Below are 16,719 nucleotides of genomic sequence, written 5' to 3'. Positions count from 1 at the left end.
TTTTGGACATTCACGGCCGACATGCGGCAGCCGGTCACTCACCACATGGTGAGCAACCAGGAAACCCTCCGGCCTACACTTTCTACCGGAGCGCACGTGCTGCATCGACCATGTTCATCAGGGCAGGGCGGACCTCCTCCCATTTGCGTGTTTTGAGGCCACAGTCCGGGTTTACCCACAGTTGGGAATCCGACAGTCGCTCGCGGGCAAGCATGACGAGATCCGAAATTTCGCCGACTTCCGGGACGCGTGGTGAGTGAATGTCGTAGACTCCGGGACCGATTTCGTTCGGATATTTGGAGCTCGTGAAGGCGTCCAGCAGTTCCATCTTCGAGCGCGACGTCTCAATCGAAATGACATCCGCATCCATTTCAGCGATCGCGTCGATGATCTCGTTGAACTCCGAGTAGCACATGTGGGTATGGATTTGAGTCGCGTCCTTTACACCCGTTGAAGCGATCCGGAAGCATTCGACAGCCCAGTCGAGATAGTCGTTCCAATCAGACTGGCGCAGTGGCAATCCTTCGCGAAACGCGGCCTCATCGATCTGGATCATCCTTGCGCCGGACCATTCGAGATCCGTCACCTCGTCGCGGATGGCGAGCGCGATCTGGCGGCATGCTTCGGAGCGGGGTACGTCGTCGCGAACAAAAGACCAGTTGAGAATGGTCACCGGGCCTGTGAGCATTCCCTTCACAGGGTTTTCCGTAAGCGACTGGGCGAATTGCCACCAGCGCAGCGTCATCGGCTTGGGCCTCGATACGTCGCCGAAGATGATGGGGGGGCGCACGTAACGCGACCCATAGCTCTGCACCCAGGCATGCTGGGTGAAGGCAAAGCCGGACAGCTGCTCGCCGAAATGCTGTACCATGTCGTTTCGTTCGAACTCACCGTGCACCAGCACGTCCAGCCCGATCTCTTCCTGCCAGCGAATTGCAGCCTCGATCTCCTTCTTCAGGAAGGTCTCGTAGTCGACATAGCTCAGCTGGCCCTTCGCATGAGCGGCCCGCGCCCTGCGTACCTGCGGCGTCTGCGGGAAGGACCCGATGGTCGTCGTCGGGAACGGCGGCAGCCCGAGCGTGCCGGCCTGGACTCTGGAGCGCTCGGCAAAAGCGCTCTCTCGTCGCTTCATGCTGTCGTCAATGCTGGCGATCCGCCCCTCAACCAGCGGGTCATGGATCTTCGTGGATCTCACGCGAGTGGCGGCAGCCTCGGCAGACGCTTTCAACGCGCCTGCCACCGCATCCCTGCCTTGGGACAGGGCCCGGGCAAGCAACACCAACTCGTCGGTCTTCTGGGCCGCGAAGGCGAGCCACGACCTGATGTCCGCGTCGAGTTCCGTCTCCATGCGGAGGTCGATCGGCACATGCAGCATCGAGCAAGAAGGCGCGATCTCGACGCGGTCCAAGGGCCAGCCGGCGACGATCGGTTTGATGCGGTCGAGAATGGCGGGCAGGTTCGCACGCCAGACGTTGCGGCCATCGATCAAGCCAAGCGAGAGCACCAGATCCTTCGGTGCGAGCCGACCCACCGTTTCCAGCTGCTCGGGAGCGCGCACGAGATCAATATGCAGCCCGGCCAGGGGCAGAGAAACCGCGGTTTCGAGATTGTCTCCCAGCGGCCCGAAATAGGTAGCCAGCATGATCTTCAGCTCGGGCGCGGCTTTCGACAGCTGGCCATAGGCGAATTCGAACGCAGCTCGTTCGTTCGGGTTCAGATCGAGGACAAGCGCTGGCTCATCGATCTGCACCCAGTCGGCTCCAGACAGCTTCAGCCTCTGCAGGAGTTGCTCGTAGACGGGCAGCAGCCGCGGCAGGAGCGCGATGGGATCGAATCCTTCGGCAGGCGATTTCGCCAGCTTGAGGAAGGTGATCGGTCCAAGGATGACTGGGCGTGTGTGAACGCCGAGAGCTTTAGCCTCGATGAAGTAATCGACCGGTTTCGTCGACGACAGGGCGAACGTCTGATCATCGTTGAGTTCCGGCACAATGTAGTGATAGTTGGTGTCAAACCACTTGGTCATTTCCATCGCGGTTACATCAGACCGATGAGCCGCCTGCTGGTGACCAGCGTGTCGACAATCCTCCGTCTGACCCTGGTTGCCCCGCGCCATTGCGAAGTAGATGTCAAGTGGAACCTCGCCGCTATTCCAGCCGTAACGGGATGGAACGGCGCCGACCATGGCTGCGGTGTCGAGCACATGGTCGTAGAGCGAGAAGTCGTTCGACGGGATTTTCGACACGCCGCGATCGTGCTGCTCCTCCCAGCTAGCGGCACGGAGCGCCTTCGCGGTCGTGAGAAGGTCGGCAGCGGACGATTTTCCGGACCAGTAGCTTTCAAGCGCGAATTTCAGTTCTCGCCGACGACCGAAGCGCGGCACGCCGAGCGTTGCTACAGGAATTTGCTGAGAGACAGTCATGCCAGACCCCGATGGTTGGGGCGTCGGTGACAAGGAAGGCGCTAGCAGGCCGGCACGAACGCCAGGCTGCAGCGGCCACCGAGACACCCCGCCCGTGGACGTAATTCGCCGTGGCAGGTCTCCTGGCTCGCGGGGTCATAGCCTCTACCCGTCTTCCCAAGGCTATTCGCCTCAGTGACATGAGTGGGGTTGGCTCGCCGCTAACAGTTGCGGGGGCAGCGCCGGCATCGCACCGGCTTCCCTCTTAGCTCCGCTGCGGCAGCGCCGTACGGAGAACCACGACGCGGGAGACAATTACAGCAGTTCGCTTCTTTGTCAACGCCGCATAAAGAAATGTTTATGTCGTTATGTTAAATTTCCGTTGGCATGTTCCAAAGGTCGCCTCGAAAGCGAAAACTGTGGAAGCCTTGAGCGGCCGGTAAATCAAAGCAATGACGCACGGCGCCCTTGTCCAGGAGGATAGGAGTTCGTCGGCTGCCGGCAGCAAACATACCGGCAAGCGCCGTGGTGCTGCTTAGCGCATCATGCGAACCACCTCGGCGTCGAACTTCGGCTCCGAGGTTCCGACCGCTTCGTCGCTCGCGACCATATTCGGCTCAATGGCGAGGCTGTTGCCCATGTGGAAGCTGTTGGCCGTGATGCCCTCGGTGATATGACACAACGATTTCGGGGGGAGCACACCGAGGCCAGGCGCAGCGGCGTGTTGCGAAGTGATCGACGCCAATGTCTCGAACTGCTTGTTCGCAGCCCACCGGCTCAAGGTAACCCGGCTCAAACCACCGGGCCAGCTCAAGTCCTGTCCAAATGAGGCCTGAGCGGCAAATCGTCGTGCACGCGCACGGTTTGGCGTTCGATCTTGTGATGCGTCTTGGGCGGACAATCGCCACGGTGCAGCGCGCAGAAGCGGTCCCCAATTGGGAAGCCGAGGGCGGTGAGGGCAAGCCAGCGCCACAGGCGGAAGGGGACTTGGACCTGTTTGCCCTGCTGGACCACAAGTCGCGCCACAGGGCCTCAAGGAGAAGACCAAGAGTGATTATCGCGGGACCTCGCCAAATTCATCAAAAGCAGCGGGCAGTCAAAGTTCGGCGCCGATTGACATGGAGATAGCCATCGCGGCGGACCGCCCAGGCGGACCGCAAGCCGGAATACAACCGGGTGCAGGCGGCCAAGCTCGTCCACAAGATGGCGTCGGGCACACACCGGCGATGGGAGAGCGGACCGTGGAGTGCAGGAACTTCACGCCTATCCACGCTCCCGTGGACGTGTCCTGCGGCACATCGGCAGCGATATTGAGGAGGCAGTTGAGCTTCTGGTCGAGCACTCTTACCTGCCACTACCTACGCTTAACGTCATCTCGTACTGAAAACGCACCACGCAAGGTCGAGATGTAACATGCGCCCTTCGTGGATGGTTCTAAGCTTCCTCGGGCGCGGTCAATCTGTGATAACGGTCGCTTGGAACCTCCATCACCGCGACGCGATCAAGGTTGGCGTATCGCGCTCGGTAGTAACCTTCTTCCTCCACTTCGGCGAAACTACACTGGGGAACGTCAAAGGTCGCAGCTTCCAATCCGAAGAAAGTCGTAGCGGTTTCTTCATCCAAGAAGTTCCACTCATCTTCTCCGTCGTCATATGTGACGCGAACATAGGAGGCCATGCGCACGGCTTCCTGATCACCCATCTCTGCGATGATGGCATCGCATTCTTTCTTCAGCTTTCCTGAAACCTCACCCTTATCCCAGTCATCCAAAGCCCGATAGATTTCTGGATGATAATGCTCTGGCATCTCCTCTACATCGTCACCGATAAGCTCAATGGTGCGGACATATTGCGGATTTATCAAGAGTATTTTGTTGTCAAGGCTCCAACAATACAGCCATGGCCTGCTTGTGTTATTTCTACGCAGATTATGAAGTTCCTTCAACTGACGTAAAATCGATTCACGCCCCTTTTCATCGATAGGATATTGGCGGCTGCCAACAGTCGTCTTGATTCTGAGCGTGCCGTATCGCGTTTCGGCATCGGCAATTGCAAACGGGCTCGTGCGCCACTCCTCGACATCAATCTTCCAGCCCAGCAGCTCCTCGACCGTGCATTTCAACGTGAGACAAAGGTCCTTGATCTGCTCGACGTTCAACTGCGTTTTGCCTGTTTCCCAACGGGCCACAGTCTGTTGCGTCGTTGCCATCTGCTCTGCCAAATCTTTTTGAGTCATGCCCAGTCGAACCCTAAGCTCTTTCATGTTCATAACTCACCTCGCGTGTTCAACACACGCATCGTGGATGAATTAATCTAACACGTCAAGCGTGTTCAAAAATCGCAGCATGTGTTTTTAGGGCGTCTTCGAGGCTCCGGCAGCCGTTCGTGACCACTTGCGCAAGACACAGGGCTGGTACACAGCACGAATGGGCGATCAAAAATTACTGCTGCGATGCTCGTCATCAGCCAAGCTGCCGCCGCACCTTCCACTAGGGTGCCAAGGTTCGAAATGAGTGCAGCCGACCATAGCGAACGGAAGGTCTTGTGCTCAAAAGGAACGAGTGAAGATCTTCGCCATTGTGGGAAGCCTCGGGATTGACCGCGGGGCTGGATTTGTTTCGCCTCACTCAACCATGGCCTCGCCGTACAAGCCAAGCTGCCACAGTGCGCGCCTGCTAACCCAGAAAACTTGGCGGCCTTACAGGCATGCGCAGGACGTGCGAAGCCGCTCAAATCTCCCCAGATGGTCAGCCATCGAAGACCGGCATCACTTGCCCGTTGAGCGGCTATACGATAATGCTCCGCGCTAAGCAGGAAGCGCCAAAAAATTCGAGCGGCGACTTCATTCTCCTATTCAGGAAGGAACTATGAGGCGGCAGACGCGACCATTCACCGTGGAAATCAAACAAAAGCGCAATTATCAAAAATCCGCACGTTCCATCTGGGGCAATTTCGACATCGCCGCGGCGATGGCCGAGACAACAAAGGAAGTCGAGCCGTTAAATCGTCAGCTTGTTGACTCTACTGTAGTGGCCCTTGATGCTGAACCTTTGCACAAACCGCGAGTGGAGCATTTCATGGCCAATCCCCTGGAGACCGAGTCAGCAGTAGTTCATAGCGAACCGGCAGACAAAACGGAAACGCCAAAACCGAAGACGAGAGCGCGGCGGTCGAGGAAGCCAGAAGCTGAGGCGAGCGCGCCTGCCAAGCCGATATCCGCGACCACTGAAGCACCGCCGTCAGCGCGAACGGGCCGAAAGAGCTACTCCGCGAAGGATCGTGCCCAGAAGCTGGCGCAGATCGAGACCTCGATCGGCGGCGGCGCTACTCTCAAGAGCGCGGTGAAGCAAGCCGGCATCTCGGAACAGACATACTATCTTTGGAAGAAGGCGGCGGCGCCTGCGGCGGACAGTGACGGGCTGAAGGATCTCGTCGCGCTCGAGGAAGAAAACAAGCGGCTAAAGAGCCTGCTTGCCGATCGTCTCCGCAAGGAGAATGCGGAACTGAAGAAAAGGCTCGGGCTGGATTAAGGAGGGTGGGCAGCTGGTTCTTGGCTCGCCACCTACAGCAGCCCCGCCTGCTCGGCCTCTCTGCGCAAATTCTGGCGTGGCCTTGGGCCGATCTGCTGGATGACCAGGCCGGCCGCTAGCGAGCCGAGATCGCCGCACTGGTTCAGGCTGCGGCCTTGCGTGTAGCCGTAGAGGAAGCCGGCGGCGTAGAGGTCGCCGGCGCCTGTGGTGTCGACCAGCTCGCGGATCCTGGTCGCATTGATGGTCACGGTCTCGTCGCCGCGCACGATCACCGAGCCCTTTTCCGAGCGGGTGACGGCGGCGATCTTGCAATCCTTGCGGATCTGCGCCAGCGCCTCGTCGAACGACGCGGTCTGGTAGAGCGACTTGATCTCGTGGCTGTTGGCAAAGACGATGTCGACGGTGCCGGAGCGCATCAACTCTAGGAATTCGTCGCGGTAGCGGTCGACGCAGAACGAGTCTGACAATGTCATCGACACTTCGCGCCCGGCGGCATGGGCGAGCTTCGCCGTCTGCCGGATCGCCTCCTTGGCGCGCGGCGGGTCCCACAGATAGCCCTCGAAATAGGTGACCGCGGCGCCCGACGCCTTGTCGGCCTCAACGTCCTCCGGGCCGAGCTCGACGCAAGCGCCGAGATAGGTGTTCATCGAGCGCTCGCCGTCCGGCGTGACGAAGATCATCGAGCGCGCCGTCGGTGGCTCGCCGCTGAGCGGCCTGGTGTCGAAGGCGACGCCCTGGGCATGGATGTCGTGCGCGTAGATTTCGCCGAGCGCGTCGTTCGAGACCTTGCCGAAGAAGGCGGCGCGGCCGCCGAAGGAGGCGACGCCCGCCGCCGTGTTGCCGGCGCTGCCGCCCGAGGCTTCGATGGCCGGGCCCATGCGGCTGTAGAGCAGTTCGGCGCGCCTCGTGTCGATCAAATTCATCGCGCCCTTGATGATGCCGTTCGTCTCCAGGAACGCCTCGTCGCACTGGGCGATGATGTCGACGATGGCATTCCCGATACAAAGCACGTCATAGTCCGGCATCAATTCATGTCTCCGCCAAAAGCCCACCGGCTTTCTGGCATGCCGGCCGCCGGCGGGTCTGGCCAGTGGGAATGGGCTTTCCGCTTGCCAATCGGTTCGGCGCCAGCCCTCACGGGGCGGCAAGTCCTGCCTCGCGACGCAATTCGTCGGCCCTGTCTGTCTTCTCCCAGGTGAAATCAGGCTCTTCACGGCCGAAATGGCCATAGGTCGCGGTCTTGCGGTAGATAGGGCGTAAGAGATCAAGCATCTTGATAATGCCCTTCGGTCTGAGATCGAACAACTCAAGAATGAGGCGCTCGATCCTTCTTTCCTCAACCCTCGCTGTTCCGAACGTGTTGACCATGACAGAAACCGGACTGGCCACGCCGATTGCGTAAGCAAGCTGCACCTCGCAGACGTCCGCAAGTCCGCTAGCGACGATATTCTTTGCGACATACCGGGCCGCATAGGCAGCTGAGCGGTCAACCTTGGACGGGTCCTTGCCCGAAAAGGCGCCGCCGCCGTGACGACCCATCCCACCATAGGAATCGACGATGATCTTGCGTCCAGTGAGACCGCAGTCGCCGCGCGGCCCGCCGACTACGAACCTCCCCGTCGGGTTGACCAGAATTCTGATGCCTTCCGTCTCCAGGTGGGTCGGCAGGACAGGCTTTATGATTTCCTCAATGACGCCCTCGCGGACCGTCTCTTGCGAGACCTGCTCGTCATGTTGGGTCGATACGACGATGGTATCCAGGGCGACGGGGCGCAACCCCTCATAGCGCACTGAGACTTGGGATTTCATGTCAGGACGCAACCAGCCAAGCTGTCGTGCTTTCCGGACATCTGCCTGTTGTTTCGTCAAGCGATGAGCGAGCTGGATCGGCAAAGGCATCAGAGTATCGGTTTCGCGGCATGCGTAGCCGAACATGAGGCCCTGATCTCCCGCTCCCTGTTGGAGGTCCTGCCCTCGTCCCTCGTCAACGCCCTGGCTGATGTCGGGCGACTGCTCGGTGAGTGCATGAACGACGGAGCAACGCCGGCCGTCAAAGCCGACGGCCTCGTTGTCGTATCCAATATCGAGAATCGTATCGCGCGCAACTTGGCTATAATCCACCTGCGCATCGCTGGTAATCTCGCCAGCCAGAACGACCATCCCTGATTTTACCAACGCTTCACAGGCGACGCGCGCCTTGGGATCGGTGCGGAGGATGGCATCGAGGATGGCATCCGAGATGTTGTCGGCCAACTTATCCGGGTGTCCCGCGCCAACCGATTCGGAAGAGAACACGAACTGCCTAGCCATGAAATGCCTCGCTTCGGGTGTTGGAGTTGTATGGGGCATTTTGCTTAGCCCACCTTACCTGTCGGTGAGGCCCGGGACCTCGAACGCAGCGCACAAGTCGGCAACGTCTCTTCGCACGCAGGCATGGAGATCTTCGTCTTCTGGCTCGCCGGAGGACGGAGTCCATGAAGCCAGCAATTTGCACGGTTTCCACATCGCGCAAGCCCATTGACGTCACTGCTGGCGCCCCCAGGCGAATTCCGCTTGTGACCGCAGGATGGCGCGGGTCGCCCGGCACCATATTAAAGCTCGTAATGATGCCTGCCTTCGCTAACCGCTTGGCATAGGCCTTGCCTGATAGTGGTCGATCGCGAAGATCAAGGATCAGCATGTGATTGTCAGTGCCCCCGGTGACCAGGTCATAACCTCGGTCCAGAAGCGCCTGGGCCAGAGCCTTGGCATTTTTGACAATCTGTTGGCCGTAACTGCGGAAGGACGGGTCCGCGGCTTCCCGCAAAGCGACAGCTAGCGCCGCGATAACATTCATATGGGGGCCGCCTTGCAGTTGAGGGAAGACAGCGCGATCTATTCGTCTGGCGAGATTGTATTTGCCCTTCGAATGATACAGCGCTTGATAGCGATCTTCATTCCTTGACAAAATGAAGCCACCGCGGGGACCGCGGATCGACTTGTGAGACGTGCTGCTGACGACGTCGCAATGGGGTACGGGATTCGGATGCACTCCAGCGACAATCAGGCCACTGATGTGCGCGATGTCGGCCACGAGGTAGGAGTTCGCCTCCAGAGCGATTTCTGCCATTGCCGCGTAGTCGAAGATACGGGGATAAGCAGTACCGCCAGCCCAAATGAGCCGAGGCCGTTCGCGTTTTGCTGTTTCGCGCAAACGGTCATAGTCAATTTGCTGCGTCTTTTCGTGCAGCCCATAGGGGACGCGCTTATAGTCTGTTCCGGAAAAATTGATGGCCCAACCATGAGTGAGGTGGCCCCCTTCCGGAATTGGCAAACCCATCACCTTGTCACCGGGGCTTAAAAGCGCTCGATAGACAGCCTGATTGGCCGGCGAGCCGGAATAAGGCTGGACGTTGGCGTGTTCGCTGCCGAATAACGTGTTCAAGCGCTCAATGGCGAGGTTCTCAAGCTCATCGACGATCTCGTTTCCCGCGTAGTAGCGCGCAGCGGGGTACCTCTCGGCGTACTTGTTCATGAAAATCGAACCGGTTGCTTCCAGCACGGCCGAGGAGGCAAAGTTCACAGATGCGATCAGTTTGAGCGTCGTCCGCTCCTGCCGCTCCTGTCTTAGAAGCAGTTCGTGAACGCGGCAATCAACCGTCGCCAAGCGAGACCGTCCGTAAGTGTCGGGCTGCGCGATGGCGCTGTCGGCGGAGTTGTCCATGGTAGCTTCGCGCTCCAATTGGATTGATCTATTTCACGGTCAAGCATGCGGTCCCCTTCGGCCGCGTGTCTCGTACCGCTTCGAGCCGTTGAAGGTCTCGTTTGTGATAGCCATCGCCGTGGGGCAGGAGATCAACCAACAATTGAACCAGCCCGCCGTCCTTACCTCCTGCTTTGAGATTGTACGAGCACCACGGACGTTGTTCGTTGCAGTAAAGAAAGTCGGCTCTGGCCAGCAGCCGGACGTGTCGTACAACGTGCTCACGACGCAGACCCAGAATCTCCGCTAGCTGGCAGACAGTTAGGTCCGCGTGCGCGCAAAGGCCTAGGATTCGAAGGCGATCTAAATGCGCTGCCGTCCGTAGGCGACTGACCAGTGTCAGCATTGGTCAGGACCAAGCCACTTGGAAAGCCTGGGCACTCGTCCTACTGAATTTGTCATTTCGCGTTCTCCACAGATGTTGCAGCTTTCGAACCAAATAATATGGTTGCTTGTCCACCGACCGGACAATCTCGGTGGCCGTGAAGATACTGTTTTGAGCCGATATGGCTGTGTCGAACAAACAAGATGGGCGCTCTTCTTGCCATTGCCTTTAGCCGAAATTGCACGCAGTTCGGCGGGTCGGAGAATAAGCCACGGTTCGGACCCCACTGACTCAAACGTTGCAATAAGCCTACCATTCACAGCGAACCGGAGTTGCTAAGAGTCTATGAATTTCCTTGAAGGATCTGTTGCAACGTTTGCGCAGCCCGGTCTTGCTCCCGGCTTGCAGCGGTCAATCTCGTGCAGACTGACCGTGATGCAAAGATGACAAGGAAGGTTCGCTTTCAATCCGATCTTCTTCCTGGCCAAGTAGTTCGTAGTCTCATAACTGTGGCCTAGACAAAAGCTGGGCTAATCAGCGAGGTATGATGTCGTTAGCGTGGTTGGGCCACCAGCAGGTCGACGCCAAGATCGACACGCGCAATTTCCCGCGCTCCGAGAATGTCAGTGACTGCGCGCTCTTCCTCGGGCGGTCTGGCTGCGCCGTCTAGAATCTGAATGCGTCTCGCGCCGACCCGTTCAGCAATGAGCTGTTCGGCTTGCCGCATTGACGGCGAAGCAAGCTCAAGTACGTTTTCGCGCATCTCACGCGCCGCCTCGCCGACTTCCGCAAAACGCTTCTCGGCGAACTGCTCCTTAAAGAGCGCAGCGAGATCATCAAATGTTTGAACTTTGGTGGGCTTGGGTTTCGAGCAAAAATATCCAGTTGCCAGTCCAGGTTTATAGGCAAGGCTGTACGCTTTGTCGTCTGGCAAGGGCCCAATATCCCCTGGTGAGACGAAAATGGACTGCCGTGCTACGGTTGCTCCATTATAAGAGCGGTCGAAATCGCTGATGTTTGCAATACAAGGAGCCGCATAGAAGACGTTTGACGGATAGCGCGCCTCAAGCCGAAGAAGCAGTTCATGCTGACGCGACACATCCCTGCGCATCATCGCAATCCGAAAAAATGGTATCGACAAACCGGGACAATGTCCGCTCGCAATCTCAAACGCAGTTCCTCGCTTCATCAGCTCCGGAAGCTTGTACTGGAAAAACAGCGGAACCCCTGGGAAATTGATGCGGATGTCAACGCCAGAATGCCCCTCCTGTATGAGGTTTGGAAAGACCGGCGCGCCTACAGGTGCGGCTGACGATGACCGGATAAGGTTTTCGGTGAAGGCATACCCAAATGAGAACTCCGTGTAGCCCACCTTCATTCAATTCTGCTTTCGTGCTGAAGTTTATCCGGGGCTCTTTGCCTGCAGCCGAGCAGACCATATAACAGAAAAAACTATGCATACTTGCGATAGTCTGAGCTTATCGATTCCTCGGATAGATATTTAAAGAGCTCACCCACTCTTCTGGCTGCTAGAATGGGAATGGGAAGCTTCTGATTGATCTGGGTCGAGTTCCAGTTGATTTTGGTAAGCGACAAAACCTCCTGCGCTATCTCAGCGATTCCCGGCGCAGATCGCCGATAAGTTTCGGGCTTCGCGAACAGCGCCAGAGTGCGTAGCCGATATCTTCAACCGGGGCGGCGGCTTCTCCCTCGCCAGTGCCGAGCGCGATCATATGCGTTGCGCATTCGGCCAGCGCGCCGTCAAGGCGCCCCGCTTCCGTCGCGCTGCCGTAAAGGTCCAGGAACCACGCCAGCGAATAAGACCAGTCGGCAGGCAAGTCCTGCCCATTGTGATCCCTTGCGACGACGGCCACGACGGCGTTGCGGCCTTCGGGCGTGCGGGGCTCTATCCCAAGGATCGGGTATAATTCGGGTGTGGGCTGCTGAAGGATACGCGCCGGCACGAGCGACAGTGCTTTCTCCAGCGAGGGAGGAAAATCCTCCAGTTCTTCGGCCAGTTCGGCAGCTTCTCTCCTTCGTCCCTCGCGGCGCTTCTACATATTCTGCCGCAACCACGGCAACGGTGCGCTGCGCCCGTTCAGCGGTGCTGGTGGCAATCAGCTCGGCCGGAATGTCACCATCCTTGATCGCCCAGTGCGTACGGTGCTGTTCGAACTGTTGAATGCCCAGCCGGTCCGCAATTCTCAACACCGCTGACCGGTCGAGAAAGGCATGTTTCGGATCGGGCTCGAAGGTGAAGGCCAGTTCGTGTCCGCGCCGAACGATATTGCGTATGCGGCTGTGCCGGACCACGCGCGCGTGCGGGCCTCCCGCCCCGACTTCGTACATCAAAAGCGCCGGGATTTCCTCCAGCCGGCGCAATGTTTCAGGGCGCGAGGTCGATAGCCTCGGCCTCGGCGCCGCTAGATTCCTTGAACCGGTCAATGGTTGACGTGAACGGCGGCGTTTCCCACCACTCGCCGTGGCCCGAGACAAGCAAGTTAAACATGGCACACCACCGACCTCACGCCGCCTTCTCCATAGACCACTTCACCCGTTCGGCGAGAAAGGCGGCGAACGTTTTCACATTCATATTGCCGCTCGCCTCCTCCAGCCCTGCGAGGTAGGCCTTCCGGTCATCGACTCTGACGACTGTCCAGGGGTAACCGCCTGAAGCCAGCATCGCGTTCATGAGGAACCGCGCCATTCGTCCGTTGCCGTCCGGATAGGGGTGCACATAGCCCACAAGCCAATGCCCCAGCACGGCACGCACGGAGGCCTCCTTCTCCGCCTCCAGCAGGTCGAACAGCTCATTCATACCATCGGCCACCTCTTCGGTACGCGGCGGCACGTGCTGCGAGCCGCGCAGGTACACAGGGTGATTGCGATATCCCGCAAGCGCGCTGGCTTTGAGGATGCCGGCGGTCACTGACGGCGCGAACAGCTCCCGGTACCACTCCCGGTGAGTGTCCCGCGTCAACGCGCCGGCTGGCTTGCCGTTGATGATCGCGGCAACAGAGTCTTTGACCTTCTGGAATGCGAGGTAGTAGCCACGCGCGGCAAGCGCATCTCGGTTCTTGCGGTCCTCTTCATCAATCTCCGGATTCCAGCTCCCCTCGCGCACCCGGTCGATGAGTTCCGGGGTGACGCTGTACCCTTCTATCGACAGCGAATGGTAGGCGTCGCTTTCGTAGATATCCTCGACGAACTTCATATAGGCGTCTTTGTCGGACGGCAGTCCGGGTGCCTTCGGGAATATCTCGATGATGGCTTCGCGCTGCGATTGCCAGATCGCGCGCAGGCGGGCGACCAACGGCGGTACGCCCGCCGCAATAGTTGTCACTCCAATTTGTCCCGCGAACGGATCGGATTCGCGCACGTCATAGCCGGCGGCTTTGAAGGCGGCCACGATTTCATCGGCAAAAGAGTCGCGTCCTACGCGACGGAAGGCCCCCGCAAGCCGTCCCGCCACGGCGGAATGGCCGCCATCAAGCAGCAGGGCCAGAACGGTTGATACGTCGCGCACCGACGCCATGGCGATCTGCATCTCGATAGGGGCGCGCTGGAAGAACGCTTCCGGCACCCGGGTAAGGGCGGCCTCGACAGTGAACACGCGCTGGCCGTTTTTCTCTGTCAGTTCGGCCGGCATCTCCTTGACCTTGAGGTCATAGAGCGAAGTGCCGAACAGCAGGTCGATTTTGTTATTCGTGCCTTTGGGGGTGTTCACCACCACCTGAGGCGGAATAGTGGGCGCTTCCGCGTGCAGAAGCAGCGACTGCTTCGGTGAGAGGAACCAGTCCTTGCCGAACCGGTCATTGCAGTAAAGGGAGCAGAACTCCCAGAAGCTCGCGTACCAAGGGGTGGTGTCTTGCTGCCGTGCCTGCGGGCCGGTCGACATGAGCCAGCCTTTGATAACATCGCGCAGGAACCCGTTCTGCAGCAGCCGCTCCCGGTGGACGCGGGTCAGCTCATCTGATTTGAATATGCGCCGCCCACCCTCCTGCAGCTCTTTGAGGCCGGCCAGTGATACAGCGAGTTTTTCATGGGGCTTGGCCATGGCCGTGCCTTTGCAACTTTTTTAGAGCTGTGCGATTACAAGTATATAGTGCTGATAAGCGACAAGTCAATGATGCTGTGGAGTTGCAAGTTTTTTAAGTCGTGCGATAACAAGTTTTTTATGCGATAATCGGGAAATGCGATCGTTTCCATAGCCGCGCGAAGGATCGTTACCCGGATGGGCCGAGACCCAGCTCCCCCGCAGGCTACGCAGGGGCTCGGGGCGAGCCTAGAGCCTGGCCCTCCGAAGCGCTTCGAAGGAGGACGCGCCTCTTTGAAAAACTCGCCCGTTGTGCATCGTGGGTAACCGTAAACGCGAATTCTCAAGGAAAGACGCTCCTTACCTCTCCCTCCCGCCACGATCATCACGGCCGCGCCCGCGCTCACTACGCCGCGACGCCCGCGAGATCGCTGCACGCATCTGATCGGCCACCAGACCGGGTTGCAGATGAAGGATGTCCGTGACGCTGTCGTGTGTTTGCACCGTCACCGCAGTGACGGCAAGGCAGCTGCGCACGCCCATGGAGGAGAGCGTCTCGATATCGCGCGCGATTCCGGCACCCCCACTGGAGTCCGATCCGCCGACGACAAGTACATGCGATGCCTGCCTCAGCGCCCTTTCATCCGTTAAAATGAGCGTTCGAAACGCAGGATTCCGCCGACACTGCTCTTCTCGTTGGCGTTGGTCCAGTTCACGTTGGAAGCGTCCACCTTGCCGACGGCGAAGTTGCCGTAGCGGCCATAGTCGAGTTCCGCCGTAACTGTGAAATCTGGAAGAAACGCATAGGCGACGTTTGCAGCGACACCATGGTTCTTGAGCTGATCACCGGAGAGCTGAAGGTTGAACGAAGTTATCTCGTTGAGCTTGTAAGTGGCGCCAGCCCAGAAAGCCCAGTTCCCGCCCCAACTCTTATAGAAGCCGCGACCATGAGCGTCGATGGCGTTCGTGGAGTCGTCGTTGAGCTTGCCGTTGGAACCGTAGCCGAGCATTCCGAACAGCAACAGTTCGTTGGTGACATTGATGTCGACACGGACCTTGGCGGCCACCGATTCGTAGTTGCTATCATAAGCGGCAACGCCGGTGATCGCGCCCCAGCCATGTGTGTATTTCAAGCCGCCGACTACGTGCGGTGCGTAGCTGTCGATTGTGCCGACCACGCCCGAGCCTTCTTCGAGCGAAACCACGGCCGAAAAGCCGTTCCCGGCGTCGAAGTAGTACTGAACCACATTGGTATCGAAAGCGCCGTACGGAACCGGCGTCTGGTTGAGTACGTCACCCGCGCCGCCAATAAACATGTCGAAGGCCGACCAGTCCTTACCAACTCGGAGGCCACCAAGCTGAATCCAGGCGAAAGTCAAGGTGCTGTCTCCGTTGAAGGCATAGGACCGAGCACTGTCCGAAACCGAAGTGTGGCGGTTGCCGAAGTTCATGCGGGTTTCGGTGTAGGTCTTCAACGTGCCGAGTTCGGTCTCCTGGCCGGTCCAAGTTTTCAATGTGAAGCGCGTGTTGTTTTGCCATGTGCCCTGATGCTCACCAGTCCTCACATCCGAGGTTCTGGCGTGATCAACCAATCCGACATGGCCCAAGCCGACGTCGTAACGGACATAGCCGCCGATGCGCACGCAGGTCTCAGTGCCTGAAATGTAGACGTAGCCCGAGCCGTAGACGTCGCAGACTTTAACGTACTCAGTCGGGTCAGGCTCGGCAACGGCGGTCACGGCGCGAGCGTCGGAAACGGCAATCAGTGCCGCAGTTGAGCCGAGGAGGAGGCTCCTAATGTTCATTGTTGATCTCCGTTCAAAGAGTAAAAGGAATGGACGTCAGTGATGAACTCTTGATAAGGAAACAGTCGATAACGATGCGCATTGAGTTGAATTTGAGCAGTTTTGGTGCGCTCGTCACGCCAGATATTCATCAGAAATTGAGAATATGATTGGGTGTTATTGTTACAAATATGCGATTGTTATTACAAATATAATAATCGCCGAAACGACGCCATCCAACATTTCTGTACAAATCATCCCCGTCATCTCCGCTAGTTGTGGGCGGCCGTCACAAAGGCTTCTACTGCAAATGACGTGCCATCCTGACGACGCAGCTGCGGCTTGAAGCTCAAGTGTGCCGGCGGACCTTGGTTCGCTCTTCCTTCCTTTTTGCCTTGCGGATCAACCCAAGCACGAACGGCAAACGTTTCGGCTACGGTTCGTCTGTTCGCTTCGCGACAGTTTCGTTCAATGGCGACAGCTTTGTTTGCTGTGAGCCCCGACGTTGAGACATCATGCGGCGGCACCGCTCGGTACGACGCCGTCATTTTGGCGAGCGCGATGATCGGTAATCACGCGCTGAACGCGCAGCCTTGCCTCCACCACGGAGTCAGTAGGCGCGCCGGCCTTGGCATTGCGGCCGACCTGACGGTCGCGTCGAGCAGCCTCTCGTCCTGATAGACGGCGCGCCACAGCTAATGCTTCTTGCCAGCAATTCACACAACGAGCTCATCGAGATGCCAGAGATCACTATGGGGCTGCGCTAGCTGGCGAGCAAAGTCTGGTCCCAACGCCGTGTTATCTCGTTGGATGCGGCAGCCGCGCTCAGCAGAATCTACTCGACCAGGCGCAGGCTGAAGGGAAGGGATGGTGGAACCAAACGGTGCGCGTGAGGGTCGCGGCGG

The 16,719-nt window shown here is 58.6% G+C and carries 11 protein-coding genes, 2 pseudogenes and 1 riboswitch; of the genes and pseudogenes, 1 reads left to right on the top strand and 12 read right to left on the bottom strand.

Going from position 1 to position 16,719, the window contains the following annotated elements; all coding sequences use genetic code 11:
- Window positions 1-82: 82 nt before the first annotated feature.
- The 4 genes from metE to NKJ81_RS32720 all read right to left on the bottom strand — a co-directional run bounded on the left by metE (window position 83) and on the right by NKJ81_RS32720 (window position 5,028).
- Window positions 83-2,419 (bottom strand): 5-methyltetrahydropteroyltriglutamate--homocysteine S-methyltransferase, encoded by a 2,337-nt coding sequence (gene metE, locus NKJ81_RS26060; RefSeq protein WP_352542146.1) that lies wholly within the window; start codon window positions 2,417-2,419, stop codon window positions 83-85.
- 95 nt (window positions 2,420-2,514) lie between these two features.
- Window positions 2,515-2,715, bottom strand: a riboswitch (cobalamin riboswitch).
- A 218-nt stretch (window positions 2,716-2,933) separates the two neighbouring features.
- A complete protein-coding gene (locus NKJ81_RS26055) occupies window positions 2,934-3,212 on the bottom strand; it encodes a hypothetical protein (protein ID WP_352542145.1) in 279 nt (92 codons plus the stop codon).
- Between the two features lie 620 nt (window positions 3,213-3,832).
- Complete coding sequence (locus NKJ81_RS26050) at window positions 3,833-4,666, bottom strand: helix-turn-helix transcriptional regulator (RefSeq protein ID WP_352542144.1); 834 nt, start codon at window positions 4,664-4,666, stop codon at window positions 3,833-3,835.
- Between the two features lie 62 nt (window positions 4,667-4,728).
- A complete protein-coding gene (locus NKJ81_RS32720) occupies window positions 4,729-5,028 on the bottom strand; it encodes an MFS transporter (RefSeq protein WP_502904328.1) in 300 nt (99 codons plus the stop codon).
- A 236-nt stretch (window positions 5,029-5,264) separates the two neighbouring features.
- Here NKJ81_RS32720 and NKJ81_RS26040 point away from each other — a divergent pair, with 236 nt between their 5' ends.
- On the top strand, window positions 5,265-5,927 hold the full coding sequence (locus NKJ81_RS26040) for a transposase (protein ID WP_352542143.1): 663 nt from the start codon (window positions 5,265-5,267) through the stop codon (window positions 5,925-5,927).
- Between the two features lie 32 nt (window positions 5,928-5,959).
- Here the strand turns inward: NKJ81_RS26040 and NKJ81_RS26035 are convergent, their stop codons facing one another.
- From NKJ81_RS26035 to NKJ81_RS26000, 8 genes and pseudogenes are all read right to left on the bottom strand, one after another.
- Entirely contained in the window at window positions 5,960-6,952 is a 993-nt protein-coding gene (locus tag NKJ81_RS26035) for an adenosine kinase (protein ID WP_352542142.1), read from the bottom strand.
- A 109-nt stretch (window positions 6,953-7,061) separates the two neighbouring features.
- The gene (metK, locus tag NKJ81_RS26030) at window positions 7,062-8,237 is read right to left on the bottom strand and encodes a methionine adenosyltransferase (protein ID WP_352542141.1); all 1,176 of its coding nucleotides are present in this window, start codon (window positions 8,235-8,237) and stop codon (window positions 7,062-7,064) included.
- A 54-nt stretch (window positions 8,238-8,291) separates the two neighbouring features.
- Window positions 8,292-9,630: pseudogene (gene glyA, locus NKJ81_RS26025) on the bottom strand (serine hydroxymethyltransferase).
- 917 nt (window positions 9,631-10,547) lie between these two features.
- On the bottom strand, window positions 10,548-11,372 hold the full coding sequence (locus NKJ81_RS26020) for a hypothetical protein (RefSeq protein ID WP_352542140.1): 825 nt from the start codon (window positions 11,370-11,372) through the stop codon (window positions 10,548-10,550).
- A gap of 229 nt (window positions 11,373-11,601) precedes the next feature.
- On the bottom strand, window positions 11,602-11,958 hold the full coding sequence (locus NKJ81_RS26015) for a hypothetical protein (RefSeq protein ID WP_352542139.1): 357 nt from the start codon (window positions 11,956-11,958) through the stop codon (window positions 11,602-11,604).
- 560 nt (window positions 11,959-12,518) lie between these two features.
- Window positions 12,519-14,051, bottom strand: a complete 1,533-nt coding sequence (locus NKJ81_RS26010) for a Fic family protein (protein WP_352542138.1) — start codon at window positions 14,049-14,051, stop codon at window positions 12,519-12,521.
- Window positions 14,052-14,453: 402 nt separating this feature from the next.
- Window positions 14,454-14,663, bottom strand: a pseudogene (locus tag NKJ81_RS26005) (bifunctional hydroxymethylpyrimidine kinase/phosphomethylpyrimidine kinase); the annotation flags it as partial.
- Window positions 14,664-14,677: 14 nt separating this feature from the next.
- The gene (locus NKJ81_RS26000) at window positions 14,678-15,835 is read right to left on the bottom strand and encodes a porin (RefSeq protein WP_352542137.1); all 1,158 of its coding nucleotides are present in this window, start codon (window positions 15,833-15,835) and stop codon (window positions 14,678-14,680) included.
- Between the last annotated feature and the right edge of the window lie 884 nt (window positions 15,836-16,719).

It is taken from the genome of Mesorhizobium sp. M0018 (genome assembly GCF_040323955.1).
GTDB lineage: Bacteria > Pseudomonadota > Alphaproteobacteria > Rhizobiales > Rhizobiaceae > Mesorhizobium.
The sequence above is the reverse complement of the archived record's forward strand: the minus strand, read 5'-3'. Positions and strand labels throughout refer to the sequence as shown.

What these genes read in the sequence shown, in the direction of transcription:
- metK (WP_352542141.1), bottom strand. Translation starts at nt 8,237, where the DNA reads ATGGCTAGGCAGTTCGTGTTCTCTTCCGAATCGGTTGGCGCGGGACAC.
- metE (WP_352542146.1), bottom strand. Translation starts at nt 2,419, where the DNA reads ATGACTGTCTCTCAGCAAATTCCTGTAGCAACGCTCGGCGTGCCGCGC.
- NKJ81_RS26035 (WP_352542142.1), bottom strand. Translation starts at nt 6,952, where the DNA reads ATGCCGGACTATGACGTGCTTTGTATCGGGAATGCCATCGTCGACATC.
- NKJ81_RS26010 (WP_352542138.1), bottom strand. Translation starts at nt 14,051, where the DNA reads ATGGCCAAGCCCCATGAAAAACTCGCTGTATCACTGGCCGGCCTCAAA.
- NKJ81_RS26050 (WP_352542144.1), bottom strand. Translation starts at nt 4,666, where the DNA reads ATGAACATGAAAGAGCTTAGGGTTCGACTGGGCATGACTCAAAAAGAT.
- NKJ81_RS26000 (WP_352542137.1), bottom strand. Translation starts at nt 15,835, where the DNA reads ATGAACATTAGGAGCCTCCTCCTCGGCTCAACTGCGGCACTGATTGCC.
- NKJ81_RS26040 (WP_352542143.1), top strand. Translation starts at nt 5,265, where the DNA reads ATGAGGCGGCAGACGCGACCATTCACCGTGGAAATCAAACAAAAGCGC.
- NKJ81_RS26020 (WP_352542140.1), bottom strand. Translation starts at nt 11,372, where the DNA reads ATGAAGGTGGGCTACACGGAGTTCTCATTTGGGTATGCCTTCACCGAA.